This window comes from Paractinoplanes deccanensis, from assembly GCF_016862115.1.
Lineage (GTDB): Bacteria > Actinomycetota > Actinomycetes > Mycobacteriales > Micromonosporaceae > Actinoplanes > Actinoplanes deccanensis.
In genome coordinates this window covers 12598-37687 of record NZ_BOMI01000118.1, presented here as the reverse complement: position 1 = coordinate 37687, position 25090 = coordinate 12598, and the positions used below count along the sequence as shown (strand labels likewise).

The window sequence follows — 25090 nt, the reverse complement described above, 5'->3', positions numbered from 1 at the left end:
TGCTGTCATTGGCTCACACAGACGCTGGGAGGTCCCATGGGACGGCGCGGCCACAGCACGACTATCGGCAAGTTCGCCAAGCTCCACCACGACCGCAGGGTTTCGGAGATTCGCAGGCTGGGCGTGATGCTCCGCGGGGAGCAACGCGCCGCTGACCCTCCGGAGAGCCGGTCGGTGATGACTCCACCCACGGCTCCGCACACCCGCTAATTAGCTGGCGCGCTCACTTCGCAACAGACAACTCGAGGAGGATCATGAACACGATTGGCTTCGTCCGCATCGACGCCTACGCAATCGTTCACGTCCGGGACGAGACCGTCGCTCTCGGCAGTCCCGCATCTCGTCGACGGTGCGCGACGGTGGGGCTGCCGTGACTGGGTCCCGCCCGGCGACTACGCCCGAGTGCGCCTCGATCCGGCACTCGGAGCGGCCATAGCAGCGGCTTACGTGGCCGCGCCGACGTTGGATCAACAAGCTGTCGCTTCGTACGATGCGTTTCGGCGTGAAACGGTACGACAGTACGAGTATCTCGTGGGCCGCCCGGAATTCGGGGGACTCGGGGTGACCGTCCGCGTCATGGATGTCGACCCCTACACCAAGGCCGGCACCATGATTGACGACCTGGCGCACCGTACGCTCAAGGTGTTCGCCACCGCTGCCACCGACAATCCTCATCCGTACCTCAGCGACGCCGAGAACGACATGTTCCGCGCGGTGCACGACGCGTTCGGCCACGCGGCCATCGGCCGGGGCTTCGACCGCCACGGCGAAGAAGCCGCCTGGCTAAAGCACAGCGGCATGTATTCGCGACTGGCCCGGCGTGCCCTGACCACAGAGACTCGGGGACAGAACTGCGCGATGATCTTCCACCACCGGTACGAACGGTTCCCCGAGCAGAAGGCGGCCCTGTTGCCGCGCGCCTTCAGCGATCCGAGAACGGTGCGGCTTGCGGGCTTGCCGTCCGGCTGACTCGGCCAGCCGGCTACTCCCTCGCGCCCCCGCTGAGTCGAGCAATCTCCCGCCGGATGGCCGATGCGGCAGGGTGCTCCGGGTCGTCGATGCCGTTTCCACTCTGCAAGAGCGCATGCAACTGGCGTAGAGCTCGGCTGTGTTCGCCGAGTTCTGCGTGGATACGGATGGCCCGCAGTCGGTAGTCGACGACCACGAGGTCTTCGTCGCCGTGCTGGACCGCGCGGTCGTTCGCGAGCCGCCGCCATTCCTTGGCGGCGGCTCGGAAATTGCCGGCTGCAGCCAACTTCTCGGCGTGCTCTCCGGCATTCCTCGCGTCGACATCCGGGTCCGCACCGTCCCACGTCCCGTGCTCCTCGCGCAGCGGCACCTGGCCGACCACCGCGGCGTACGCGCGTACCGCATCGGGCTGATTGCTGACCGCACCGGGGATCGGCGGCAAGTTTCGAGCAAGGGGCGCCAACATCGCATACACCTCGGCCGCGCTGGCCGGACGGTCTTGTGGGCGCCGCGCCATCAACGCGTGAACCAGGTCGTCAACGACGTTCGGAATCTCCGGGCGGAGATCGGCCGGGCGGGGCGGGGAGTCCTGCATCTGGCGCTGCACGGTGATCGTGGTGGTGGGGCCGTCGAAGGGCGGATTGCCGGTAAGCAGGTGGAAGAGCGTGGCGCCGAGCCCGTAGAGGTCCGTGCGGTGGTCCGTGCGGCTTCCTTCGATCTGCTCTGGAGCCATGTAGCCGAGGGTGCCCAAACTGTCGCCGCTCTGCGTGATTCTGGAGTAGCGTTCGTCTCCGTGTACGGCGGCGAGGCCGAAGTCGAGCACCTTCACCGCGCCGTTCGGCTCCAGCATGGCGTTGCCCGGTTTGATGTCCCGGTGGATCAGGCGGATGCGCCGGGCCGCGATCAGGACGCTGCTGATCTGGGCGCCGATGGCAGCGACCCAGGCAACCGGCAGAGGGTGATGTTCCTCGACCAGATCGGAGAGAGCGACGCCTTCGATCTTCTGCAGTACGAGGTAGAAGCGCCCCTCGTGCTGACCGAAGTCGTAGACGGCGGGTACGCCAGGATGAACGAGGCCCGCCGTCAACAGCGCCTCTCGCTGGAATCTCTTCGCCAGCTCCGCGTCCATCATGGATGAGGAGATCAACTTGACGATCACTTCACGGTTGAGCACCGTGTCCCGCGCCTGCCAGACCTCGCCCATCCCCTGGTGCGCCAAGGGAAGACGGCTCATCCGGTATCGATTGTTCAGGTGCACGCCCGCCACCACGCGCTGAGCGTAACAGCCCGGTGCGGCTGAAGACTTGCCCTCACATTGGACCATCGGACGTTCCTCCGACTCCCGCCCATCCGACCGGACATATCTTTGGAAACTGTGTTCACACGTTGCGTTCAAGGTGGTGCCCGTGCGATGGTGAACCGGCCCGTGGTGAGTGCTCGATCAAGGGAGGGTTCATGGCCGAGTTGGCCATCGACCGGGGATTCCTGCCCGCCTATGCGAAGCTGCAGCGGCCGGTGCAGCATGCGGTGCTCGCCGCGATCGAGAAATTCGCCGCGCACACCCACGCCGGCCTGCATCTGGAAAAACTCGCCGGTGCAAGGGATCCCAACGTTCGCACTATCCGGATCGACCAGTTCTATCGCGGTGTCGTGCTCGCTCTCGGCCGACAGCGATATGCGCTGCTCAACGTGCTGCCCCACGACGACGCCAACGCCTTTGCGACAAGCCGGCGGTTCACCGTCAACCAGGCGATCGGTGTTCTCGAGGTTCGCGACCAGGCAGGCATCGAGGAGTTCACCCACGCCACCCCGCCGCCGGCCACGGGCACCCTGTTCGACCAGATTTCGACGGCGGACCTCAAACGGCTGGGCGTGGACGGCGACCTGATGCCGTTGCTGCGGCTGATCAGTACCGACAAGCAACTGGAGAGCCTGGCTGCGCTGCTCCCCCAGGCCCAGTTCGATGTCCTCAGCGGCCTGGCCAGCGGGATGTCCGCTCAAGACGTCTGGGCGGAGATGGCCGAACGAATTGTCAGCAACGCGGATCCCGACGATCTGCTCACGGCCGCCCAGCGCACCCCGGAACGGATCGCCTTCGTCTCGGGTCCGGTCGAGCTGGCCGCCGTCCTCGCTCACCCGTTCGACGTGTGGCGCACCTTCCTGCACCCCACCCAACGCGACGTCGCCTACCGCCCGGCTTACACCGGCCCCGCCCTGATCACCGGTAGCGCCGGCACCGGCAAAACCGTCACCGGCCTGCACCGGGCGGTCTTTCTCGCACGGCGACTGCCCGAAGACGGATCGAAGGTGCTGCTCACCACCTTCACCCGTTCGCTCGCCGACGCTCTCGGTAGGCAGCTACGTCTCCTTACCACCGACCCCGTTGTACTACGCCGGATCGACGTCGTCGGCGTCGACAAGCTGGCGCACCAAATCGTCACCCAGAACGGCAAGAAGATCACCGTTGCCACCGACGCGATCACAGACCCGCTGTGGGAGGAAGCCGCCGAAGCCGGCCCCACTCAGGTGACCCGCACCGGCGCGATCACCCGGGTCAGTGGCGCCTTTCTCAAGCGCGAGTGGGAACAAGTGATCCTGGCCCAGCAGCTGACCAGCGCGGAGGCCTACCGCGAGACTCAGCGCAAGGGCCGGGGTGCCGGGTTGCGCGCAGCACAGCGCGATCAGGTCTGGAGCGCGATCATGGGCGTGGTCGCCAAGCTGTCCAAGCTGCGCATGCGGACCCACACACAGCTCGCCGACGAGGCGGCGATCATCGCTGGACGTGCGCCGAGCTCCTACCGGCATGTCGTCGTGGACGAAGGCCAGGACCTGCACCCCGCACAGTGGCGTCTGCTTCGCGCGCTCGTTCCTGCCGGGGAGAACGACATGTTCCTGCTCGCCGACCCCTATCAGCGGATCTACGACAGCCAGGTCTCGCTGACAAGGCTCGGAATCCCGGTGCGTGGCCGGACCCGCAGACTGACCGTCAATTACCGCACGACCCACGAGATCCTGGACCTGTCGGTGAAGGTTCTCGACCCCGACGCCGTGGTCGGGTTGGACGACACCCCGGACACCCTGAGCGGCTACCGATCGATCACGCGGGGCGGCATGCCGGAGTTGACCAGCCACCCGAATCGCGACGAGGAGTTCGAGGCCTTGATCGAACGCGTCGGCACCTGGCTGGAACAGGGCGTCGAACCGCACGCCATCGGCGTGGCCGCCCGCAGCGGAAGGCTCGTCAAGTCCATCACCACCACGCTGGCCGGCGCCTACATCCCGGTCGCCGACGACAAGCAGGGCATCGACGGCGTACGGGTCGCCACCATGCACGGCATGAAAGGGCTGGAGTTCCAATGCCTGGCCGTGGTCGGTCTTGAGCTGGGGGTGCTGCCGTCGGTCAACGCGGTGACCTCGGCGGCCGAGGACCCGCACGCCCACCGGCAGGACATGCAGCGCGAACGGTGTCTGTTGTTCGTAGCGCTCACGAGGGCGCGGGACGTGCTCTACCTGTCGCACAGCGGCCAGCCCAGCGAACTGCTCCCGGCGCTGGCATGAGCACCGTCGGACAGAGCGGGCCGGGGCTGAGCGATGCAGCCCGCTCGGTGTGGGGAAAGACCGACCGTACGGGCCAGTCCGTAGTCGGCTGGCTGCCGCTGTGGCGGCACCTCGCAGACTCGGCCGATGTAGCTGGTCGCTTGTGGGACCACTGGTTGAGTCTCGCCGTACGCCGCCGTATCGCCGATGAATTGCCCGGTGGCGACGCCGGAGGGCGCACCTTGGCGATCTGGCTGGCTGGAGTGCACGACATCGGCAAGGCGACGCCGGCCTTCGCCGTCCAGGCATCCTTTCACGGCCGCTCCGCCGGCCTGGTGGAGCGGATGCGCGACCGCGGGCTCGACTTCGACCACGAGCGGATCTGCGCCGGCCGGAAGTGGGCCCGCCACGACGCGGCCGGCCAGATGGTGCTTGCCGACTGGCTACGCGAGCGTGGCTGGATCGATCCGCACCCGTACGCCGTCGTCGTCGGCGGACACCATGGCCTCCCGCCGACCGACGAGATGCTGGAAGCCATCGCGATCCGTCGCAACCTGATCGGCGACGAAGCGTGGCAGAAGGTTCAGGACGAACTGCTCGCCTGGATGACCGACCGGTCCGGCGCCAGCGATCAGTTAGAAGCTTGGGCGGGGGCACCGCTATCGCAACCGGCACAGGCAGCTCTCACCGGGCTGGTCATCATGGCCGATTGGATTGCCAGCAACGAGAAGTTCTTCCCGTACCTGTTGGACACCTCGGACCACGACCGGCTTCGCGGCGGGTGGGAGGAGGTCGACCTGCCCGTCCCGTGGCAGCCGACCGTCCCGCCGGCCGGTGTGGCCGAGCTCTTCGCCACCCGCTTCGCCCTCCCCTCCGGTGCGGTGCCGCGTCCCGTGCAACAGATTGTCACCGAACTGGCCACCAGCATGCCGACCCCCGGCATGCTCATCGTCGAGGCGGCCATGGGAGAAGGAAAGACCGAAGCTGCACTCGCAGCGGTGGAGATCCTCGCCCAGCGCATCGGGGCCTCCGGCTGTTACCTGGCGCTGCCGACCCGGGCCACCAGCGACGCCATGTTCGGCCGCATGCTGTCCTGGCTGCGCCGGCTACCCGATGCCCAGGTCGGCCGCGGGGATCGCGACGTGCGGCTCGCCCACGGCAAGGCCGCTCTCAACACGGAGTACGACCGGCTGCGCACCGCCTCATTGCCGAGCTCCATCGCGGAAGACTCCGGCGGCGTGAAGGTCGGCGTGCACATATGGCTGGCCGGGTCGAAACGAGCTCTGCTCTCCAGCTTCGTCGTCGGCACGATCGACCAGCTGCTGTTCGCTGCGCTCCGCGGCAAACACCTGGTGCTGCGCCACCTCGGACTGGCGGGGAAGGTTGTCGTCATCGACGAGGCCCACGCCTACGACGTGTACATGGGACGGTTCCTGGACCGGGCGCTGGAATGGCTCGCCGCGTACGGCGTACCGGTCGTTGTGCTCTCGGCGACCCTGCCCGCGCACCGGCGTGCGGAACTGCTGGCGGCGTACGACAACGGCCGGCTCGGTCCACCTCCCCCGCTCACCTGGCGAGACCGCGGCAAACCGAGGATCGATCCGTACGCGGATGTGCGCGCCGACATGCGCTATCCCCTGATCACCACCTCGGCCGAGGGGCGCGGCGCCACCATGACAAGTTGCGCCGATTCCGGGAGAGGCAATCAGGTACGTCTCCGCCGCCTCGACGACGAGCCGGCGGCATTGATCAGTCTGCTTCGCGAGCAGCTACGCGACGGCGGCTGCGCCCTGGTAATCCGCAACACCGTCGCACGTGTCCAGCAGACCGCCGAGGATTTGCGCGCGGCATTTGGCCCGGAAATGCCGGTGGCGGTGGCGCACTCGCGCTTCATGGCGGTGGACCGGGCCGCGAAGGACCGCTGGCTCACCGACACGTTCGGGCCGCCCGACCGCGCTCAGCGGCCACATCGGCACGTCGTGGTCGCCAGCCAGGTCGCCGAGCAGTCCCTGGACATCGACTTCGACCTTCTCGTCACCGACCTCGCACCGGTCGACCTGGTACTGCAACGCATCGGCCGACTGCACAGGCACCCGCGCGGTGACCGCCCGGCCGCGCTGGCAACGCCGACCTGCTGGATCACCGGGGCTGACTGGGCTCACGAGCCACCCGAACCGGTCCGCGGCTCGCGTCTGGTCTACCAGCCCGCCATGCTCCTCCGCAGCGCCGCTGTGCTACTGCCGCATCTGGACGGCGAACCGCTGCGGCTGCCGGCCGACATCGCGACGCTCACCCAAGCGGCCTACGGCGAGACGGAAGTCGGTCCGCAGGCGTGGCAACCGGCGCTGGCCGACGCCGAGGCGAAACAGCGCGAGGTCTTCACGGCCAAGGAGTTGAAGGCTGATGGCTTCCGCCTCGCCGGCGTCGCTGCCCGCGGGACACCGCTGATCGGCTGGCTGTCCGGCGGAGTGGGTGACGCGGACGACCGGACAGCGCGCGGGCACGTCCGCGACACCGACGGGGAGACCCTGGAGGTTCTGCTACTGGTCCGGACCGAGGACGGTCTGGTTGTCCCGCCATGGATCGACGGGGGTGGCCTAGTCGTGCCCACCGCCGGCGAGCCCGACTGGCGGCTGGCCCGGCAGGTCGCCCGCTGCACCCTGCCCCTCCCCCGATCTATGACGGACGTCGACGTAATCGACGAGGTCATCGACGCGCTGGAGCGTCGAGTTGATGTCAGCGCTTGGCAGGAGAGCCCTTGGCTGGCGGGCGAGCTCGTCTTGGACATCGACGGAGGTGGTCACGCGCGGATCGGTTTCTTCGATCTCCACTATGACTCTCATGAGGGTCTCCGGGCCATGCGAAATGACTAAGAGAGGCGATTCGCTTTGACGACAACGAGTAACTCCGACGGGTTCATGTTGATCGATAAGCCTTGGATCCCGGTGCTGGATGGCGCGGGTCGACGCCGCGAGGTGTCGCTGCGCGGGCTGTTCGAGCAGGCCGGTGAGATCCGCATGATCGCCTGTGAACTACCTACTCAAACGTTCGCGATCCTGCGCTTGGCGCTGGCCGTCCTACATCGCATCACCGGCGGGCCGAACGGCGAGGCGTCCTGGCAAGCCCTGTGGCGGGACCGGCGGCTGCCCCTGACCGACCTGACCGACTACCTCGACGAATTCCGTGACCGGTTCGACTTGCTGCATCCGCGGCATCCCTTCTACCAGGTAGCCGACCTGCGGGCGGACAAGGAGAACACCTACGGTCTGGAGCGGCTGATCGCCGACGTACCCAATGGCATGCCCTTCCTGACCACCCGGGCCGGCCCCGGCATGGAGTCGATCTCCCCCGCCGAGGCAGCCCGATGGCTGGTGCACTGCCAGGCGTACGACCCGGCCGGCATCAAGACCGGAGCAGTTGGTGATCCCCGGGTGAAGAAGGGCAAGGGTTACTCGATCGGCGTCGGCGCGGTCGGCAACCTCGGCGGCGTCTACCTGGAAGGCACCACTCTGCGAGAGACCCTGCTTCTCAACCTCGTGCCGATCGCCCCGAACTGGCAACGATCCGACGAGCGGGATCTGCCGGTGTGGGAGCGCGAACCGCAGAACGCCGCCGAGGAAGCCGACGCGACGCGCGGCCCGTACGGCCTACTCAGCCTTTACACCTGGCAATCACGCCGCATAAGGCTGTTCGGCGACACCGGCGGCATCAAGGGAGCGATGATCGCCATCGGTGACCGGCTCGACTGGCAGGACCGCCACCTGCTGGAACCGATGAGCGTGTGGGGGCGCAGCGCACCACGGGAACGCGAGCAGAAACGGACTCCGATCTACCTGCCTCGCCCGTACGACCACACCAGGGCCTTGTGGCGAGGACTGCAGACCCTGCTGCCCCCGCCCCTGCCGTCCGCCGGGAAACCGCCGCAGCGGCTCTCGGCGACGGTGCTGCAATGGCTGGCCCGGCTGACCCGCGACGGCGTGATCGGTCAGGACTTCCAGGCCCGGCCCCATGCCGTCAGCATCACCTACGGCACCCAGCAGGCAGTCATCGACGAGGTCTTCTCCGACACATTGACCATGAACGTGCTGCTGCTGGTCGAGGACTCGCCACTGCGGACCACGGCTGTCGACGCCAGCGCCGACGCCGAGGCGGCAGTCCGGGCGTTGCGGGGTCTCGCCACGAACCTGGTCCGTGCCGCCGGCGGTCCCGACGATGGCGGCGACGCCGATCGCGCGGCCGAGCGGGCGTACGCCGTACTGGATCAGGTCTTCCGTGAATGGCTCGCCCGACTTGGTCCGGAGAGTGACCCTGCCGCCGAGCGCGCGGCGTGGCAGGACCAGGTGCGGCAGGTCGTGGCCCGCATCGGTCGCCGGATGGTCGAAGCAGCTGGTCCCGCGGCCTGGGTGGGCCGGACCAAGGAAGACCGCAACGGCCGGGAGGTCCACTACTCCAGCTTCCAGGCCGAGACGTGGTTCCGCCGCGACCTGGCCAAGGCGCTCTCCATGACGACCAGTACGGATCAGGAGGTACCAGCGTGACCACGATGGAAGCCGGCCCGCCGGCTGCACAGGCGCGTAAACAGAAGGGAAGGACGCGGCGCACCGAGCTTGGCGGCCACGTTGCGCGTACCGTCGGCCGATTGCAGGCCCGGTTGCTGTGCGATCCACCGCAGCCCCAGGCTGTCAGCGCCCTGGCTCGGCTGCGGCGCGCCATCGGCCGGGAGCCCGGCTTCGACTACACCCTCGAGGATTATCTGTACGTCCCGGACGAGTTCCTCGACGCGCGGCAGACCGAGACAGCCGCCGACGTGGAGTACGCCGTGCACGACGCGGTGAGTCTCTATGCGCTGCACCAGCAATCGCGTCGGGAAAAGATGCACATCGACGGTCACGGGCTCGGCCGGGCCGTGGCCGAGCTTGTCCGCGCCTCGGACGGACCGGACGGCGTACGCCGCCGCTTCGCCGCTCTTGGCACAGCCAGCACGTATCAGGAAAGCATCTATCACCTCCGTGGGCTGATCACCATGTTGCGCGGCCATCAAATCCCGCTCGACTACGGCCTGCTCGCCGAGGACCTGTGCACCCTGCGCCGCCCTAGCGACCGGCAGCAGGTGCAGGCCATCTGGGGACGCGAGTTCTTCCGTAGCCGCCCGCAAACCGACTCCGACTCCGACAATTCCGAGGAGAGCCCAGCATGAATCGCGCCATCATCGACGTCTACGCCCTGCACACCGTGCCGCCGAGCAACCTCAACCGCGACGACACCGGCTCGCCGAAGACCGCCGTCTACGGCGGCGTGCGCCGGGCTCGGGTCTCCAGCCAGGCATGGAAGCGTGCGATCCGGCTAGCCTTCAGAGACCTGCTCGACCGTTCGCAGCTCGGCGAACGGACCAAGCGGGTCGGTGAGTCCCTGGCAGAGCGCATCAAGGTCCTCGACCCGGAGTTGTCCGACCAGGAAGCGTCGGCGATGGCTTCTGAAGTGTTCGCCGCCGCCGGCCTCGCCAAGGCCGAGAAGAAGAAGAGCGAGGCGGCGAACGCCGAGTCCGGCTACCTGCTGTTTCTCAGCCACCGGCAGCTGGACAACCTCGCCGGTGCGGCGCTGGAAGCCGCCCGCACCGGCATCCCGCTGGACAAGAACCGATTCAAGGCCCTGGCGAAGAGCGACCACTCCGTGGACATCGCCATGTTCGGCCGGATGGTCGCCGACATGACCGACATCAACGTCGACGCTGCCTGCCAGGTAGCCCACGCCATCAGCGTGCACGCGGTGGACAACGAGTTCGACTACTTCACCGCGGTCGACGACCGGAAGGAAGACGTGGCCGAGACCGGCGCCGGCATGATCGGCACCATCGAGTTCAACTCGTCCACCCTCTACCGCTACGCGACCGTCGACGTAAATGCCCTGCACGAGACGCTCGGCTCGGCGACGGCCACCCAGGCCGCGGTCAAGGCCTTCCTCATCGCCTTCACCCGCAGCATGCCCACCGGCAAGCAGAACACCTTCGCCCACCGCACGCTGCCCGATGCGATCGTCGTACGGCTGCGCGACACGCAGCCGATCAACCTGGTCGGCGCCTTCGAGACCCCCATCCGGGAAACCCAAGAGGCCGGGCGAATCAAACTGGCCGCAGCCGCCCTGGCCGCACACACGACGGCGGTCGAGGGCGCCTACGGCGAGCAGCCGGTCGCAAGCTGGGTCACCCAGGTCGGTGAGCAGACCTCGGTGCTGGCCGACCTCGGCAAGGCGACCACCCTGGACGAGCTGGTGAACGAGGTCGCCGAGCGGGTCGAGCTGACACTCGGACAGCCGGCATGACCGTCCTGTTGCTCAGACTCGCGGGTCCGCTCCAGTCATGGGGTTCCTCCAGCCGCTTCGCCAGGCGGGGCACCGACACCGCGCCGACCAAGAGCGGAGTCATCGGCATGCTCGCCGCCGCAAAAGGCATTCGCCGTACCGAGCCGCTCACCGAGCTGCTCGGGCTGGAGTTCGGGGTTCGGCTGGACCAGCCAGGTCAGATCCTGCGGGACTTCCAGACCGCCCGTTCCCTCGACGGACGGGACAGTGCCCCGCTGACCTACCGCTTCTACCTGTCCGACGCGACATTCCTCGCCGCGGTCCACGGCGACGCGGCGCTGCTCCAAGATCTCGCGCACGCATTGAGTCGCCCCCGATACCCGCTCTATCTCGGCCGCCGTTCGTGCCCGCCGGCCGGGCCGGTCAGCCTCGGCGTGCACGACACCACCCTCGACGACGCCCTAGACTCGTGGCCCTGGCTGGCCGCCGAGCGGCTCCGGCGCCGTGCCGGCCCGAGCGTCCGGCTGGAGATCGTCCGCGATGCCCGCCCGGGTGAGCAGAGCACCGAAACCCTTCCCGACGAACCGGTCACCTTCGATCCCGCGCACCGGCAGCACACTTGGCGCTCGGTGCTGCGCCGCCACGTGGACGTCCCCAACGACCTCGCGGAACGACCCGGCGCAGCCGACCATGATCCGTTGAGCCTGCTGGGAGGCTGACCATGTTCCTCACCCGATTCCAGATCAACCCGGCCCGTCGTGGGGCACGGAAGCTTCTCTCGTCGCCACAGGCCATGCACGCCGCGGTTCGAGCCGCATTCGCTGAGCCTGAGGATTACGAGCGCGCGGGCAGCCGCACCCTGTGGCGACTCGACACGCCGACCACCGCAACCGTCTATCTGTACGTGGTCAGCCCCGGTCGTCCCGATCTCACCCACCTGGTCGAACAAGCCGGTTGGCCGACGACCTCGGCCTGGGACACCCGTGAGTACGATCCGCTGCTTGCGACGCTGCGACCCGGTCAGCGCTGGGCGTTCCGGCTCACCGCCAATCCGGTCCACAGCGGACGTCAGACTCCTGAGGCCAAGGAGACGCAGCGCTTCGGCTACCTCCGAGAAGGGGAGCAGCAGGAGTGGCTGCTCAAGCGTGCTGCTCGATGCGGGTTCACCGTGGCAGCGCAGTCGGACGGGCGGCCGAATCTGCGCCTGCACCGGCGGCAGACGCTGAGTTTCAAACGTGGGACACACTCGGTCACGCTGACCACAGCAACGTACGACGGAGTACTTGAGGTCACCAACGGAGACGACTTCCGTACAGCCTTGGTCAGCGGCATCGGGCACGCCAAGGCGTACGGCTGTGGTCTGCTCACCCTCGCCGCCGTCGACGGAAGATGAAGTCCTCCGGGGCGACGCCTGCCGAACTCGCCGACCTGAGCCGTGCCGAGGACCGCATAAGTTTCCTCTATCTCGAGCGCAGCGTCATCCACCGCGACAGCAACGCGATCACAGCGACCGACGACCGCGGCGTCGTGCACATCCCCGCCGCCACTATCGGTGTGCTGCTGCTCGGACCCGGCACCAGCATCACCCATCAGGCGATCTCCTTGCTCGCCGACCACGGCGCCACCGCAGTCTGGGTAGGCGAGCGCGGCGTCCGCTACTACGCCCACGGCCGTTCCCTGGCCTCCTCCAGCCGGTTGCTGAACGCCCAAGCGGCTGCGGTCAGCAACCGGATGAGGCGGCTGGCCGTGGCCCGCACTATGTATGCGATGCGCTTTCCGGGCGAAGACACCGGCAGTCTCTCGATGCAGCAGCTACGAGGCAAAGAAGGCGCGCGAGTACGCCGGATCTACCGCGAGAACGCTAAACGGACCAGCGTGGCTTGGAGCCAGCGCGAGTACGACAAGGCGGACTTCGCCACCGGTGACCCGATCAACCAGGCGCTGTCGGCCGCGCACACCTGCCTGTACGGGATAGTGCACGCTGTCATCGTGGCCTTGGGCGCGGCTCCCGGCCTTGGATTCGTCCACACCGGCCACGAGCGGGCGTTCGTGTACGACATCGCCGATCTCTACAAGGCCGAGATCACCATCCCGATCGCCTTCGATCTGATCGCGGAAGGCTCCACCGACATCAGCGCCGACGTGCGCCGCCGAGTGCGCGATCACGTACACGACGGCGCCCTGCTGGAACGATGCGTTCGTGATATTCGCATGCTGCTGCTCCGGCCCGAAGGCGTTGGCGAGGTCGAAGACGAAGAAGCCGTCCGGCTCTGGGACGATGAAGGCTTCGAAGTCGCCGCCGGTCGCAACTATGCCGACATCGGCGACGTGGACTTCTGATGACCGTCATCATCCTCACTGCCTGCCCACCGGGTCTCCGTGGGCACCTGACCCAGTGGCTCCTGGAAATCTCCGCAGGCGTCTACGTCGGCCACATCAGCACACGCGTCCGGGACCGTCTCTGGGCACGAGTGGTCGAGATGGCAGGACCTGGTCGCGCGCTGCTGGTGTACCAGAAACGCGGCGAACAGCGACTCTCCTTCGCCGTACACGACCATCATTGGGAGCCGGTCGATTTGGACGGCGTGACACTGATCCGCCGTCCGGGAAACTCACCGTTCAACCCGGCTTTGCCAGCCGGCTGGAGCAAAGCCGCCGAGCGTCGCCGCTTCGGCCGCCGCGGCAGGCCGTCATAGGCCATGCCAGGGCAACAGGAGTGAACAAAATCCGCACTCTTGATCTTAAAACCTACAGGTCAACAAGTCTCTTCCCCGCGCACGCGGGGGTGTTCCCTGGCAGGACCGCATCGCCAAGGCCTACGGCTACTCTTCCCCGCGCACGCGGGGGTGTTCCCCGTACGCGCACCTGTGGGACTCCACCCGCTGCCTCTTCCCCGCGCACGCGGGGGTGTTCCCGAGATCCCCGGCTCCGCGGACAGCTCGAAGGGCTCTTCCCCGCGCACGCGGGGGTGTTCCTGACCCGGCGGCCCGGTCTCAGGTGGTGACGGCCTCTTCCCCGCGCACGCGGGGGTGTTCCGCAGGCCAAGTACCTCGAAGGCCCGATGCACGACCTCTTCCCCGCGCACGCGGGGGTGTTCCCGGGTAAGCGATCTTGTCGAGGACGCTCGTTTCCTCTTCCCCGCACACGCGGGGGTGTTCCCGAGGCGATGCCCTGGTCGATGAACCGCTGGTACTCTTCCCCGCGCACGCGGGGGTGTTCCGGTCCAGGAGCGCGTCTGGACGTACGAGATGGACTCTTCCCCGCGCACGCGGGGGTGTTCCGGGGTTTGGTGGCCTGGGTGAAGTCGAGTGACACTCTTCCCCGCGCACGCGGGGGTGTTCCGCATCCAGCATGTCGCTCACGGCAAACACTTGACTCTTCCCCGCGCACGCGGGGGTGTTCCGGTCGAGCTGGGGCCGTGGAACGACGAGCGGATCTCTTCCCCGCGCACGCGGGGGTGTTCCCAGGTTCGCCACCGCCCAGCTCTATGGGAAGACCTCTTCCCCGCGCACGCGGGGGTGTTCCGGTTACGCGCACAAAGCCCTTGAGGCAATGATTCTCTTCCCCGCGCACGCGGGGGTGTTCCCGGAGACCCCGCCATGACCGACCAGAAGACCCCCTCTTCCCCGCGCACGCGGGGGTGTTCCGGAATTCGATGCCGTTGCGCACGACGACGGCGCAGCACTCTTCCCCGCGCACGCGGGGGTGTTCCGCCTCCGATCAGCCGAGCGCGCCGGTGCCGGTCCTCTTCCCCGCGCACGCGGGGGTGTTCCGTTGGAGCCGTTCGCCCGGCCCGTCGCATCCGGCTCTTCCCCGCGCACGCGGGGGTGTTCCCCGGGCAGGCCGCGCGCCCACCGGTGCGAGCCTCTCTTCCCCGCGCACGCGGGGGTGTTCCCGGGCCGCCACCACCCTCGGCCCCGCCGCAGCCCTCTTCCCCGCGCACGCGGGGGTGTTCCGTCGACCGTGTAGGGCACGCCGAGCGTGGTCCGCTCTTCCCCGCGCACGCGGGGGTGTTCCGAGGCGTACCGGCTGCTGAACCAGCGGATCAGCCTCTTCCCCGCGCACGCGGGGGTGTTCCTTTCCTTCGAGGCTGCCGGCGATGAACGCGGCACTCTTCCCCGCGCACGCGGGGGTGTTCCCGATCCGCCCGCCGACGCGTGGGCGGATCTGCACTCTTCCCCGCGCACGCGGGGGTGTTCCCCGGTACAGGCGGCACTCGCGCAGCTGGGCCTGCTCTTCCCCGCGCACGCGGGGGTGTTCCGAAGACGTAGAGAATCGCCGCGTCGCGACGCTGCTCTTCCCCGCGCACGCGGGGGTGTTCCGGTCGCGCAGTCTGACGGCGCCGGGTGGAGCGCCCTCTTCCCCGCGCACGCGGGGGTGTTCCGTGCCGGAGTCCGGCCGGCGCATCCCGTCGGCCCTCTTCCCCGCGCACGCGGGGGTGTTCCCTTGGGCAGGTTCGGGACGGAGATCGAGTTGCCCTCTTCCCCGCGCACGCGGGGGTGTTCCTGGGGCAACCGCTGTCGGCCGGTGGCGAGGCAGCTCTTCCCCGCGCACGCGGGGGTGTTCCGGGTGCTCTCCTCGCGATGGAGTGTGGGGAAAACTCTTCCCCGCGCATGCGGGGGTGTTCCCGGAGGAACTGCTCGGTCGGCATGATCCGGAAACCTCTTCCCCGCGCACGCGGGGGTGTTCCCACGGTGCCGTCCCGCACCCGGACCCAGAGATCCTCTTCCCCGCGCACGCGGGGGTGTTCCCGCGCCGCCGTCCACCGTCACCTCGACGTTGGTCCTCTTCCCCGCGCACGCGGGGGTGTTCCCTGTGCTCCCCGCACTCTTGGTCTTGCCAGGACCTCTTCCCGCGCACGCGGGGGTGTTCCGGATGCCCACCACATCGCCCTCGGCGAGGATCGCTCTTCCCCGCGCGCGCGGGTGTTCCACAGCCGACCTGGTACGTGCAGAACGAGGCCGTCTCTTCCCCGCGCACGCGGGGGTGTTCCGAAGTGACCACCAACCACACGCGCTTCGGCGGGCTCTTCCCCGCGCACGCGGGGGTGTTCCCTGGCCAGAGCCGGTCGCGGTCGAGCCGCCGCCCTCTTCCCCGCGCACGCGGGGGTGTTCCGATCGCGGTGTAGGTGGCCGAGTCGGGCATCGCCTCTTCCCCGCGCACGCGGGGGTGTTCCCTCGAAGCCCTGTGTAGCCCAGGTGTAACCACCCTCTTCCCCGCGCACGCGGGGGTGTTCCCAGGCCGGCCGCCTCACCTCCCTACTCGGCGAGCCTCTTCCCCGCCCACGCGGGGGTGTTCCGCTGACGTCGAGCTTGCCGCCGTAGCGGCCGACCTCTTCCCCACGCACGCGGGATGTTCCGTCCTGCAAGATCGGATACGGGGCGTCACACCCCTCTTCCCCGCGCACGCGGGGGTGTTCCCGTGTCCCCGGCGTTCGAACCCTGGTAGTGGAACTCTTCCCGGGGGTGTTCCGACGCTCGTCCCCGCCAACGAAGTTGATCTCGGGGAAGAGGCGCCGCCGGTCGTGGCGTTTGAACCGTGAGCCGGAACACCCCCGCGTGCGCGGGGAAGAGGCCGCGCGCCCGGGGGTGTTCCCCCACACCTGGTTCTGCACGGGAGCGATGGTCGTCTCTTCCCCACGCACGCGGGGGTGTTCCGACGTACTCGATCCGGTAGCGGCGCCCGGCGACCTCTTCCGCGCGCACGCGGGGGTGTTCCAGCGTTTGGTGTCGGTCTCGTAGGTCATTATGCCCTCTTCCCGCGCACGCGAGGGTGTCCGAGCGCCAGCTGTTGATGCTTTCGGTGTAGGTACTCCTCCCCGCGCACGCAGGGTGTTCCCAACCACTCGACGTCGCGGACCATCTGCTTGACCTCTTCCTCTCGCACGCGGGGATGTTCCGCGGAACCGCGCCGCAATGTTCAAGGCGTACGACTGTTCCCCGCGCACGCGGGGGTGTTCCGGCCGCACTCAAGTCGCCGGTCTTCCGGCAAATCTGCTCCCCGCACACCCGGGGGTGTTCCTTCGGCGTTGGTCGTGCCGTACGCCTGCGCGACTGCTCCCCGCGCACGCGGGGGGCGTTCCGTACCATCCGATAGTTCGCAAGGGCGCATGCATTTGTTCCTCGCGGGAGACGCAAGCCCGGCGGCCGACTCCGATCGTCGCGCAAGCGAAGGGAATCAGCAGGGCGCGCTGCCATCAACACGGCACTGACTTGTCCCGCGCACGCAGGTGATCCGATGAGCGCCGTATCGGTAATGACTTGGTCGGTCCCAGTAAAGTCACGTCGTGCGGCCGCGGCCGCCGGACGAACTCAGCCGCGGGTTCGAGTCCCGCCTGGACCACTTCGCTGATCCGGGAGTGATCATCTGACCCCACGTCACGGCGGAGGGCACGGGGCGGTCAGTCTCGGGGCCGTCGCGGCTGCGCTTCTCCCCGCACGGAACACCGCATTGCCGGGTCGCCCAGTGCGACACCCGGCACGTTCTGTCGACTCGGGGACGGCAGGCTACGTCGGCTGATCGGGGCGGACGGTCCGTTCCGGCACCGGAGCGTCGACTGCGCTGAGCGACGGAACATCGACGAGGTCGGCCTCTTCTGGGCCGGAGGCGCGGGCGTCGTTCAATACTTCCGGCGGGACATGCTTCTCCAGGAAGCGCCTCGCCATGCGGGTTGACGGGTGGATCGCGATGGTGGCGACCACGATGATGCTCGCGATCACCAGCCAGCCGGCGGCGCCCCAATTCATCGCGAGGAAGGTGAACACCGCCGGCGCCCACACCTTGCCGAGAGTGCCCGTCAGGTTGGCCGCTCCCTGGTAGGCGCCCCGCTGGCGGGGGTCCATCAGCTCGGCCTCGAACGTCCAGCCTGCCGCCGAGAGGTAGAGCTCCGCCCCGGTCACGGTGACGTGGCCCAGCCAGACCAGGGCGATGGTGACCCAGCCGACGGTGTCGTGGGTGACCATCGTGATCAGGCAGGAGATCACGAAGAAGGTTGATGACACCCGGACCGCGCGCAGCGCTGTGGGTATGCCGGTGACTCCGCGGGCCGCCACCATGGGCAGGAAGATGCACATCACCGTGTTGGTGCCGAACAGGAAGGCCAGCAGCACCCGGGGCGCGTCCGTCTGCTCGACGAGCCACAGCGGGATCACGACGTTGAGCAGCACCTGGTTGGTCCAGAAGACCCCTTCGAAGAAGGTGGTGAGAAGCCAGCCGGGGTTGCGCAGCGGGCCGGGGCCGGGCACCTTCACCTTGCGTTCCGACGGCGTGCGCTCGTCGTGCCTGGCCCGGGGCAACCGGCTGATGGCGGTGGCGTTCACCAGGAAGGCCGCGGCGGTGAACCAGGGCAGCGCGTGCAGGACGTCGTTGGAGTGGAAGGCCAGCGCGACGCCGCCGACGAGGGAGCCCAAAGTGAAGCCTAGGTTGAGCGCGGAGTACATGTAGGCCCGCGACTTCACGCGCTCGCCGGGCGGCAGGACGTCGATCGTGTAGGCGCCGTGCGCGGCGCCGCCCAGGGCGCCGAGGACTTCCATGACGATGGCCATCGCGACGTAGCCGCGGAAGTCGGTGATGAGGGGCCAGACCGCGAACATCGCCGCCTGACCGGCGGCGCTGACGGCCCACATCCTCTTCGGGCCGAAGCGGTCGACCAGCTTGCCCATCGGCAGCGCGGCCAGGAACGCGGCGATGCCCGCGCAGGTCAGGCCCAGTCCGACCTGGGCGGCGGACAGGCCGACGATCTGGGTGAAGAAGACCGCCGAGCCCGTCATGAAGGCGCCCTCGCCGAGGGCGAACAGCAAAGACTGGGCGGAGAGCCGTCCGGCCAGGGGTGACGGGGGACGCATGTGGCGGAGGACAGCGGCGGCGATCACTCGGACAGTCTCCGGGCCCGATCGACCGATGTCGCGCCATTTTCGCGCCGAGGTGGGCGAACCGGACGATCAGGGCAAGGCGGCGGCGCGGACGATCAAGGCGAGGCGGTGGAACGGCAGGGCAAGGCGAGGCGGCGACGCGGCCGATCAAGGCGAGGCGGCGACGCGGCCGATCAAGGCGAGGCGGCGGAACGGCAGGGCAGGCACAGGCGGATCGGTCCCCACTGCTCGTCGAGGAAGTCGTCCCAGAAGCTGGTTCTCGGCGCCGCCCGCGTGACATCGGCGCCGCACAGGGCGGGACGCCCGTCACCGGGTACGGCGTGCCCGACGATCTCGCGGAGCGGCACAGGGCGATCGGCGCGCACCGCCTCGACGTAGCGCGTGTCAGCGGGAGTCAGCGCGAGGAGGAACGGCTTCCGCACAGACTGAGGGTACGCCGCCGCGCGGATCGGTATGGTGCCCGCGGAGGCCTTACGTGACGCGGGCGGCCAGGAACTTCGGGGCCATCTCGCAGTAGCTGTCGGTGACCAGTTCGGCGATCTCCGTCCAGTCGGTGTGGTCGCCGAGGACGACGGCCGCGACGTTGTGGCCCCACCCCGCGCGGAAGAACGGGAAGCCGCCGGCGGTCAGGCCGAGCAGGTCGTCGAGGGGCACGCGGAAGGTCATCACGGTCGGCGCCTCGCCGTCGACCAGGTACGGGGCGTAGACGGAGAAGCGGTCCGCATCGGGGATGTAGACGTGGGCGATCGTGCGCTTGCGGATCCGCCAGCGCACGCCGATCCAGGCCGGTTCCTCATAAGCCTCGGGGAGCCGCCCGCAGATCGCCCGCAGCCGGTCGAGGATTTCCGGTGGCACGTCTCCGGGGCCCGACATGGCCCCGACCATACCGGCTTCCGGCTCGAGGGTCAGGCCGCAAGCCGGTCCGGACGAACGGCCCACCCCGGCTACGCCGGCGGCCGCGAGGGCGACCGCCGGCGGCAACGTCAGAGGACCAGCTTGCCGTTCACGGCTCGGGGCCAGGTCTGGTACTGCGACGAATAGAGGCCCTTGCCCACCCAATCGGCGTCGGTGCGGACGGGGTTGCGCGGGGTGTAGGCGACGAAGTTCGAGGCGTCGTCGGTGCTGCCGGTGCCGTCGTAGCGGGCCACGGCCGGGTACGGGAAGACCGGGCGGGTGCGGGCGGCGCTGGTGGCCACGATGCGGCCGGGCTGCTTGCCGGTCTCCACCCAGGACATGACGGGGGTGAGGACGTCGAAGCTGTTCGGGCCCTCGCCGCCGCCGCAGTGGGCCATGCCGGGGAACAGGTAGAGCTTGGCGAAGCTGTCGGCGTTGCCGACGGACCTTCGCAGGGCGTCGTAGTAGATGAGCGTGCCCTGCGGGGAGATGTGCTGGTCGTTCCAGCCGTGCCAGAGGATCAGCTTGCCGCCGCCGCGTTTGAAGGCGTTCAGGTCAGGGTCCAGGGCTGCCATGTACGACGAGGACGGCATCACGGTCTTCCAGAACGACTCGACCGTCAGACGAAGATCGCTCAGCTGGTACGTGGGGCGCGGGTTGTTCGGCTGCGCCAGGTACCGCAGGTACGACAGGGCGAAGTTCTCGCTTGCCACCGTCTGGCCCTGCGCGGCCGGGATGAACAGGGTCCATTCGAGCTCGGAACCCCATTCGTGCGAGATGTACGGCTCGAGCCGCGCGCCCGACGACGTGACAGCACCGTCGTGCAGCTTGCGCACCACCGCCGCCTCGGCCGCTGAGAGGCAGGTGGACGGGTCCTGGCCGGCCTTGCAGGTCAGCGTCGACGGGTTGAAGCGGCACAGCCTCGGGTCGTCGATGAGGCCGTCCCGCAAGCCGTCGATCGTGTCGCAGGCGGCCAGGACGGCGGTGTGAACGAGCGGCAACTTGTTGGCCAGCAGGATGTAGTTGCCGTTCGCGTCCTTGTTGGCGAGCACGTTCCAGGCGTGGTGGAAGGTGTTCTGCACGGCCATGTTGCTCGCGGGCGCGCCGGCCGCGATGCCGTCGAAGTCGTCCGGGTAGCGCTGGGCCGCCATCAGGGCCTCGCGGCCGCCGTCGGAGCAGCCGGTGAAGTACGAGTAGCGCGGCGCCTTGCCGTAGAAGGCTTTGATGAGCGCCTTGGCCGTCTGCGCGGTGACATGCACGCCGCGGTACGCGAAGTCGATCTGCGCCTGCGGGTTGTTCGCCGCCCACGAGCCGTCGTTGCGGCCCTGGTGGCCCATGTCGGTGGTGGCGCTGGCGACCGCGCCGTCGGTGACCGGCTCGCAGCCGGCGGCCTGGCCGTAGTTGATGGTCGCGTTGCCGCAGAGGCCGCCGCAGCCGGTCTGCACGTAGCGCTGGGTCCAGCCCTCGGTGGGCAGGCGGACGACGAACGTGTCGGCCGGGGCGATCGTGCCGCGCACCTCGCAGTAGGGCGCGGGCGTGCCGGCGGTGACGACGGTCGCGGACGCGATGGTGACGGGGGCGTCGGTGGCACGGCTCAGGTCGACACCTCGTACGGCCGCGCAGTCGATTCTTGGGGTCAGGGCTCGCAGGTCGGCCGGCCCTCCGGAGGGCGGGGCGGTGGCGGCGAAAGCGGACGCCGCCACGAGCACGGCGGAGAGCAGAAGGGGGGACGGACGGCGCATGGGCTCACCTACTCACGGAAGAGACGGGGGAACACGCGGTGGGCATTGCCTTCGTAGACCTTGTAGCGATCGGTGTCGGAGAGGCCGAGGGCGTCCACGTAGCGGCGGGTGTCGTCGAAGTAGTGGCCGGTCTCGGGGTCGACGCCGCGCACGGCGCCGACCATCTCGGAGCCGAACAGGATGTTGTCCACGTCGATCACCTTGAACAGCAGGTCGATGCCGGGCTGGTGGTAGACGCAGGTGTCGAAGAAGACGTTGGTCATGACGGCCTCGTCGAGCGGTGGCCGGCCGAGCATGTCGGCGAGCCCGCGGAAGCGTCCCCAGTGGTAGGGCACCGCTCCCCCGCCGTGCGGGATGATGAAGCGCAGCCCGGGGAAGCGCCGGAACAGGTCCGACTGCACGAACTGCATGAACGCGGTGGTGTCGGCGTTGAGGTAGTGCGATCCGGTGGCGTGGAAGCTCGTGTTCGTCACCGCCGACACGTGCACCATGGCGGGGACGTCGAGCTCCACCATGGCCTCGTAGAAGGGGTACCACGACTCGTCGGTGAGCGGGGCGGACGTCCAGTGCCCGCCGCTCGGGTCGGGGTTGAGGTTGCAGCCGACGAAGCCGAGCTCGCTGACACACCTTCGCAATTCGGCGATCGAGTGGGCGATCGGCACGCCGGGCGACTGCGGGAGCTGGCAGACGCCGGCGAAGTGGTCCGGATAGAGGCCGGTGACCCGGGCGATCAGGTCGTTGCACGCGGTCGTCCAGGCCAGGCTGACCGTCTCGTCGCCGAAGTGGTGGCCCATCGCCGACGCGCGCGGGGAGAAAATGGTCAGGTCGACGCCGCGCTCCCGCATGAGGCGCAGCTGACTTCCCTCGATGGACTCGCGGATCTCGTCGTCGGAGATCTTCGGGTACGGGGGTGCCTGCCGGCCGGAAGTGAACGCCTCCTGCTGCCGCGCGCGCCAGTCGGTGTGCGCGGCGGGGGCGGTGGTGTAGTGGCCGTGGCAGTCGATGATCACGCGCCGGCCTCCTCGACGGGCACGACCGGGGTGCCGTGGGTGTGGAAGGTGTCGATGGTCTTGAGGCCCCACGCCTGCCCCTTGGCCCGCTCCTCGCGCGTCCAGCTGATGGTGCGCCAGTCGGGGGCGAGGATCAGCCGCGCGCCGGCGTTGCAGATCTCGATGCGATTGCCGCCGGGCTCCCACACGTACAGGAAGAAGGTCTGCTGGATCGCGTGTTTGTGCGGGCCGGTCTCGATGTGGACGCCGGCGTCGAGGCAGACGTCGGCCGCGCGCAGGATCTCCTCGCGCGTGTCGGTGGCGAAGGCGACGTGGTGCAGGCGCCCGCGGCTGCCGGTCCAGTCCTCGGTGTAGACGAGGTCGTAGGTCTTGTTGCCGAGCGAGTACCAGATGGCCTGCGGTGAGCCGTCGTCCTTGACGATCTGCTCGGTGCAGCGGGCGCCGAGCGTGTCGCGCAGGTAAGCGCTCGTTTGCGGCACGTCGGCGGTGAGGTAGTTGACGTGGTCGAGCCGGCGGAGATTCGCGCCCCGGCCTGGGTACTTCGCGGCCTGGTTCTTGAGGGCGGGCCGGTCCGGATCGCCGGCCTGATACCACTCGGCATCCCAGTACAGGCCCATCTCGTGGCCATCGGGGTCGGTGTAGAGGAAGACCTCGCCCAGGCCGGGGACATCCTTGACCGATCGGTCCGTGCCGACGCTCTCGCGGAGGCGGTCGAGGGCCTGCGGGCTCGCGGCCCGCAGGTAGGTGCGCCCGATGCCGGCCTGGTCGTGGCGGACGAGCCGGACGGTCCAGGACTGGTAGTCGTCCCAGGTGTGCAGATAGACCGAGGACGCGTCGCGGTGCACCTCCCGCAGGCCCATGAGGTCGACGAAGAAGTCGCGCGACTCCTCGAGCACCGCCGTGCGGAGCTCGATCGGCCCCACGTGGGCGATGTCCCGGCGCCGGTCCGGGTCGTGCGTGACGCTCATTCGGTTGCCTTTCCGCTGCGCGGCCACACCAGGCCGTCGGACAACTTGCGGGCCGTGCGGACCACGCTGCTGCGCACCAGCCGGGTCTGCGGGCCGGTCCCTTCGAGATCGACGTACGCGTCGAAGAAGCCGCTCGGGTGCTCGACGCGCACCAGGCGCTCGGCGGCCTCGCCCCGCGCGCGCAGGGCCGCGGCGACCGACACCGCGCCCAGGACGCCGATGGCGGCGTGCACCCGGTGCGGGATGAACGTGCGGGTGGTGACCGTGCCGCCCTGGCGCGGCGCGGAGACGATGCTGACCTTGGGGACGGTCTTGTCGCGGACGTCGCCGAGGCCCATCGCCTCGCCGGCCGCCAGGCGAAGGGCCTCGACCTTGGCGCGCAGCGCGTCGTCGGCTTCGAGCCGCTCGGGCGGCTCGTCGCCGTCGATCCCGAGATCGGCGGCGCGGACCACGACGACCGGCATGCCCGCGTCGACGGCGGTCGCCTCCACACCGGCGAAGAAGTTGACGAGTGTTCCGGTGGGGAAAAGTGGCGCGTCGCCGCCGGGGAACGCCAGGTCGATCGGAGCAGCGGGAAAAGGGGTACCCGCCATGACGGTGTCGCCGTCGTAGCGCACTTTGTCAGCGGGCGTTCGCACTGTGGCCTCGGCGAGGCTCTCGGTAGGGTTCATGATCCGGATGCGCACGGTGGTGGTCTCGCCGGCCGGGGCGACCAGGCCGCGCTCGATCGCGAACGGGCCGACACCGGCCAGGAGGTTGCCGCACGTTTGCGCGTCGGTGACGATCGGCCGGTCCGGCACGATCTGGAGGAACAGGTAGTCGACGTCGGCGTCCGGCGACGGGGACGGGCTCACCACGGCGACCTTGCTCGTCAGCGGATGGCCGCCGCCGAGGCCGTCGATCTGCCGCTCGTCCGGCGACCCCATGATGCGCAGCAGCAGGTCGTCGCGCTCGGCGGGATCCGCGGGCAGGTCGGAGGCGAGGAAGTAGGCGCCCTTCGAGCTGCCACCGCGCATCTGCATGCACGGGATGCCATCGGACTCCGTCATGGCAGGTCGTCCACGTATTCGACGCCGAGCTCGGCGAGCAGGGGGCGCAGCTTGTAGAGGTCGACGCCGAGCGTGCCGCTCGCGAGCTTCTCGCGCTTCGCGGCCTCGCTGTCGAGACGCCGGCGCGCGGCCGCCACCACCGCGGGGCCCCGGGCGATCGGCAGGGCGAGCACCCCGTCGTCGTCGGCCACGATGACGTCGCCCGGGTGGACGATCTGGCCGGCGGCGACGACCGGCACGTTGACCGATCCGGGGCTGGCCTTCACGGTGCCCTGCGCGTGCACGGCGCGCGACCAGACCGGGAAGCCCATCGCCCGCAACGTCGCGATGTCCCGTACCCCCGCGTCGGTCACCAGGCCCACGACGCCGCGCGCCATCAGCGACGTGGCGAGCAGGTCACCGAACATGCCGTCGGTCGACGGCGAGGTGGTCGTGACCACCAGGACGTCGCCGGCGCGGCACATCTCGACGGCGGCGTGGATCATGAGGTTGTCGCCGGGATGGCACGAGACGGTGATCGCCGAGCCGCCGATGGCGGCGCCCTCCTGGCGGGCCTGGATCGCCGGGCCGAGCAGGCCGATACGGCCCGCGGCCTCGTGCACGGCGGCCACTCCCGCGTCACGCAGGGCGGCGATGGTCTCGGGTTCGGCCCGGCTGACGTTCCGGACGACGTAGTGCGATGCCACGCGTGCCTCCTTCATTACGGCCATGTCTACGGCCCGTTAAGAACGTAGTCAAGATTGTCTTCCAAAT

Annotated in this window: 19 protein-coding genes and 2 CRISPR repeat arrays; of the genes, 10 read left to right on the top strand and 9 right to left on the bottom strand. The window is 68.9% G+C overall.

Translation table 11 applies throughout. The features are described 5' to 3' along the window. Window positions 1-576: 576 nt before the first annotated feature. Window positions 577-969: a hypothetical protein gene (locus Ade02nite_RS30125; RefSeq protein WP_239169175.1), complete on the top strand. Its 393-nt coding sequence runs from the start codon at window positions 577-579 to the stop codon at window positions 967-969. A 13-nt stretch (window positions 970-982) separates the two neighbouring features. On the opposite strand, the gene Ade02nite_RS30120 is transcribed toward Ade02nite_RS30125, so the two are convergent. Beyond that, window positions 983-2239: a serine/threonine-protein kinase gene (locus Ade02nite_RS30120; protein WP_239169174.1), complete on the bottom strand. Its 1257-nt coding sequence runs from the start codon at window positions 2237-2239 to the stop codon at window positions 983-985. Between the two features lie 185 nt (window positions 2240-2424). Here Ade02nite_RS30120 and Ade02nite_RS30115 point away from each other — a divergent pair, with 185 nt between their 5' ends. The 9 genes from Ade02nite_RS30115 to cas2e are packed head-to-tail and all read left to right on the top strand — an operon-like array spanning window position 2425 to window position 13499. Then, window positions 2425-4527, top strand: a complete 2103-nt coding sequence (locus Ade02nite_RS30115) for a UvrD-helicase domain-containing protein (protein ID WP_203771285.1) — start codon at window positions 2425-2427, stop codon at window positions 4525-4527. Continuing rightward, window positions 4524-7379, top strand: coding sequence for a CRISPR-associated helicase Cas3' (gene cas3, locus Ade02nite_RS30110; protein ID WP_203771283.1), 2856 nt, complete (start codon window positions 4524-4526; stop codon window positions 7377-7379). The genes Ade02nite_RS30115 and cas3 overlap by 4 nt, the downstream gene beginning before the upstream one ends. 45 nt (window positions 7380-7424) lie before the next feature. Beyond that, complete coding sequence (gene casA, locus Ade02nite_RS30105; RefSeq protein ID WP_203771281.1) at window positions 7425-9044, top strand: type I-E CRISPR-associated protein Cse1/CasA; 1620 nt, start codon at window positions 7425-7427, stop codon at window positions 9042-9044. A gap of 5 nt (window positions 9045-9049) precedes the next feature. After that, a complete protein-coding gene (casB, locus tag Ade02nite_RS30100) occupies window positions 9050-9703 on the top strand; it encodes a type I-E CRISPR-associated protein Cse2/CasB (RefSeq protein WP_239169183.1) in 654 nt (217 codons plus the stop codon). Continuing rightward, entirely contained in the window at window positions 9700-10824 is a 1125-nt protein-coding gene (cas7e, locus tag Ade02nite_RS30095; RefSeq protein ID WP_203771277.1) for a type I-E CRISPR-associated protein Cas7/Cse4/CasC, read from the top strand. The genes casB and cas7e overlap by 4 nt, the downstream gene beginning before the upstream one ends. Then, entirely contained in the window at window positions 10821-11522 is a 702-nt protein-coding gene (gene cas5e / locus Ade02nite_RS30090) for a type I-E CRISPR-associated protein Cas5/CasD (RefSeq protein ID WP_203771275.1), read from the top strand. Before cas7e ends, cas5e begins: the two co-directional genes overlap by 4 nt. Window positions 11523-11524: 2 nt before the next feature. Beyond that, a complete protein-coding gene (cas6e, locus tag Ade02nite_RS30085; RefSeq protein WP_203771273.1) occupies window positions 11525-12196 on the top strand; it encodes a type I-E CRISPR-associated protein Cas6/Cse3/CasE in 672 nt (223 codons plus the stop codon). Then, window positions 12193-13143 carry a type I-E CRISPR-associated endonuclease Cas1e gene (cas1e, locus tag Ade02nite_RS30080; protein ID WP_203771271.1) on the top strand — a complete coding sequence of 317 codons (951 nt, stop codon included), beginning with the start codon at window positions 12193-12195 and terminating at the stop codon, window positions 13141-13143. The genes cas6e and cas1e overlap by 4 nt, the downstream gene beginning before the upstream one ends. After that, a complete protein-coding gene (gene cas2e, locus Ade02nite_RS30075) occupies window positions 13143-13499 on the top strand; it encodes a type I-E CRISPR-associated endoribonuclease Cas2e (RefSeq protein ID WP_203771269.1) in 357 nt (118 codons plus the stop codon). Before cas1e ends, cas2e begins: the two co-directional genes overlap by 1 nt. Window positions 13500-13567: 68 nt before the next feature. Continuing rightward, a CRISPR array of direct repeats spans window positions 13568-15676; the repeat unit is 28 nt; unit sequence CTCTTCCCCGCGCACGCGGGGGTGTTCC. Window positions 15677-15767: 91 nt separating this feature from the next. Beyond that, a CRISPR array of direct repeats spans window positions 15768-16102; the repeat unit is 28 nt; unit sequence CTCTTCCCCGCGCACGCGGGGGTGTTCC. Between the two features lie 1207 nt (window positions 16103-17309). On the opposite strand, the gene Ade02nite_RS30070 is transcribed toward cas2e, so the two are convergent. From Ade02nite_RS30070 to Ade02nite_RS30035, 8 genes are all read right to left on the bottom strand, one after another. After that, window positions 17310-18647, bottom strand: a complete 1338-nt coding sequence (locus tag Ade02nite_RS30070; RefSeq protein ID WP_239169173.1) for an MFS transporter — start codon at window positions 18645-18647, stop codon at window positions 17310-17312. A 200-nt stretch (window positions 18648-18847) separates the two neighbouring features. After that, the gene (locus Ade02nite_RS30065) at window positions 18848-19096 is read right to left on the bottom strand and encodes a hypothetical protein (protein WP_203771265.1); all 249 of its coding nucleotides are present in this window, start codon (window positions 19094-19096) and stop codon (window positions 18848-18850) included. A gap of 49 nt (window positions 19097-19145) precedes the next feature. After that, window positions 19146-19547: an MmcQ/YjbR family DNA-binding protein gene (locus Ade02nite_RS30060; protein ID WP_203771263.1), complete on the bottom strand. Its 402-nt coding sequence runs from the start codon at window positions 19545-19547 to the stop codon at window positions 19146-19148. A gap of 110 nt (window positions 19548-19657) precedes the next feature. Next, complete coding sequence (locus Ade02nite_RS30055; protein WP_203771261.1) at window positions 19658-21310, bottom strand: tannase/feruloyl esterase family alpha/beta hydrolase; 1653 nt, start codon at window positions 21308-21310, stop codon at window positions 19658-19660. An 8-nt stretch (window positions 21311-21318) separates the two neighbouring features. Further along, window positions 21319-22320 carry an amidohydrolase family protein gene (locus Ade02nite_RS30050; RefSeq protein WP_203771259.1) on the bottom strand — a complete coding sequence of 334 codons (1002 nt, stop codon included), beginning with the start codon at window positions 22318-22320 and terminating at the stop codon, window positions 21319-21321. After that, window positions 22317-23288 (bottom strand): VOC family protein, encoded by a 972-nt coding sequence (locus Ade02nite_RS30045; RefSeq protein ID WP_203771257.1) that lies wholly within the window; start codon window positions 23286-23288, stop codon window positions 22317-22319. The genes Ade02nite_RS30050 and Ade02nite_RS30045 overlap by 4 nt, the downstream gene beginning before the upstream one ends. Then, on the bottom strand, window positions 23285-24337 hold the full coding sequence (locus Ade02nite_RS30040; protein ID WP_239169172.1) for a PrpF domain-containing protein: 1053 nt from the start codon (window positions 24335-24337) through the stop codon (window positions 23285-23287). Before Ade02nite_RS30040 ends, Ade02nite_RS30045 begins: the two co-directional genes overlap by 4 nt. Beyond that, window positions 24334-25023 carry a 4-carboxy-4-hydroxy-2-oxoadipate aldolase/oxaloacetate decarboxylase gene (locus Ade02nite_RS30035; protein WP_239169171.1) on the bottom strand — a complete coding sequence of 230 codons (690 nt, stop codon included), beginning with the start codon at window positions 25021-25023 and terminating at the stop codon, window positions 24334-24336. The genes Ade02nite_RS30040 and Ade02nite_RS30035 overlap by 4 nt, the downstream gene beginning before the upstream one ends. Between the last annotated feature and the right edge of the window lie 67 nt (window positions 25024-25090).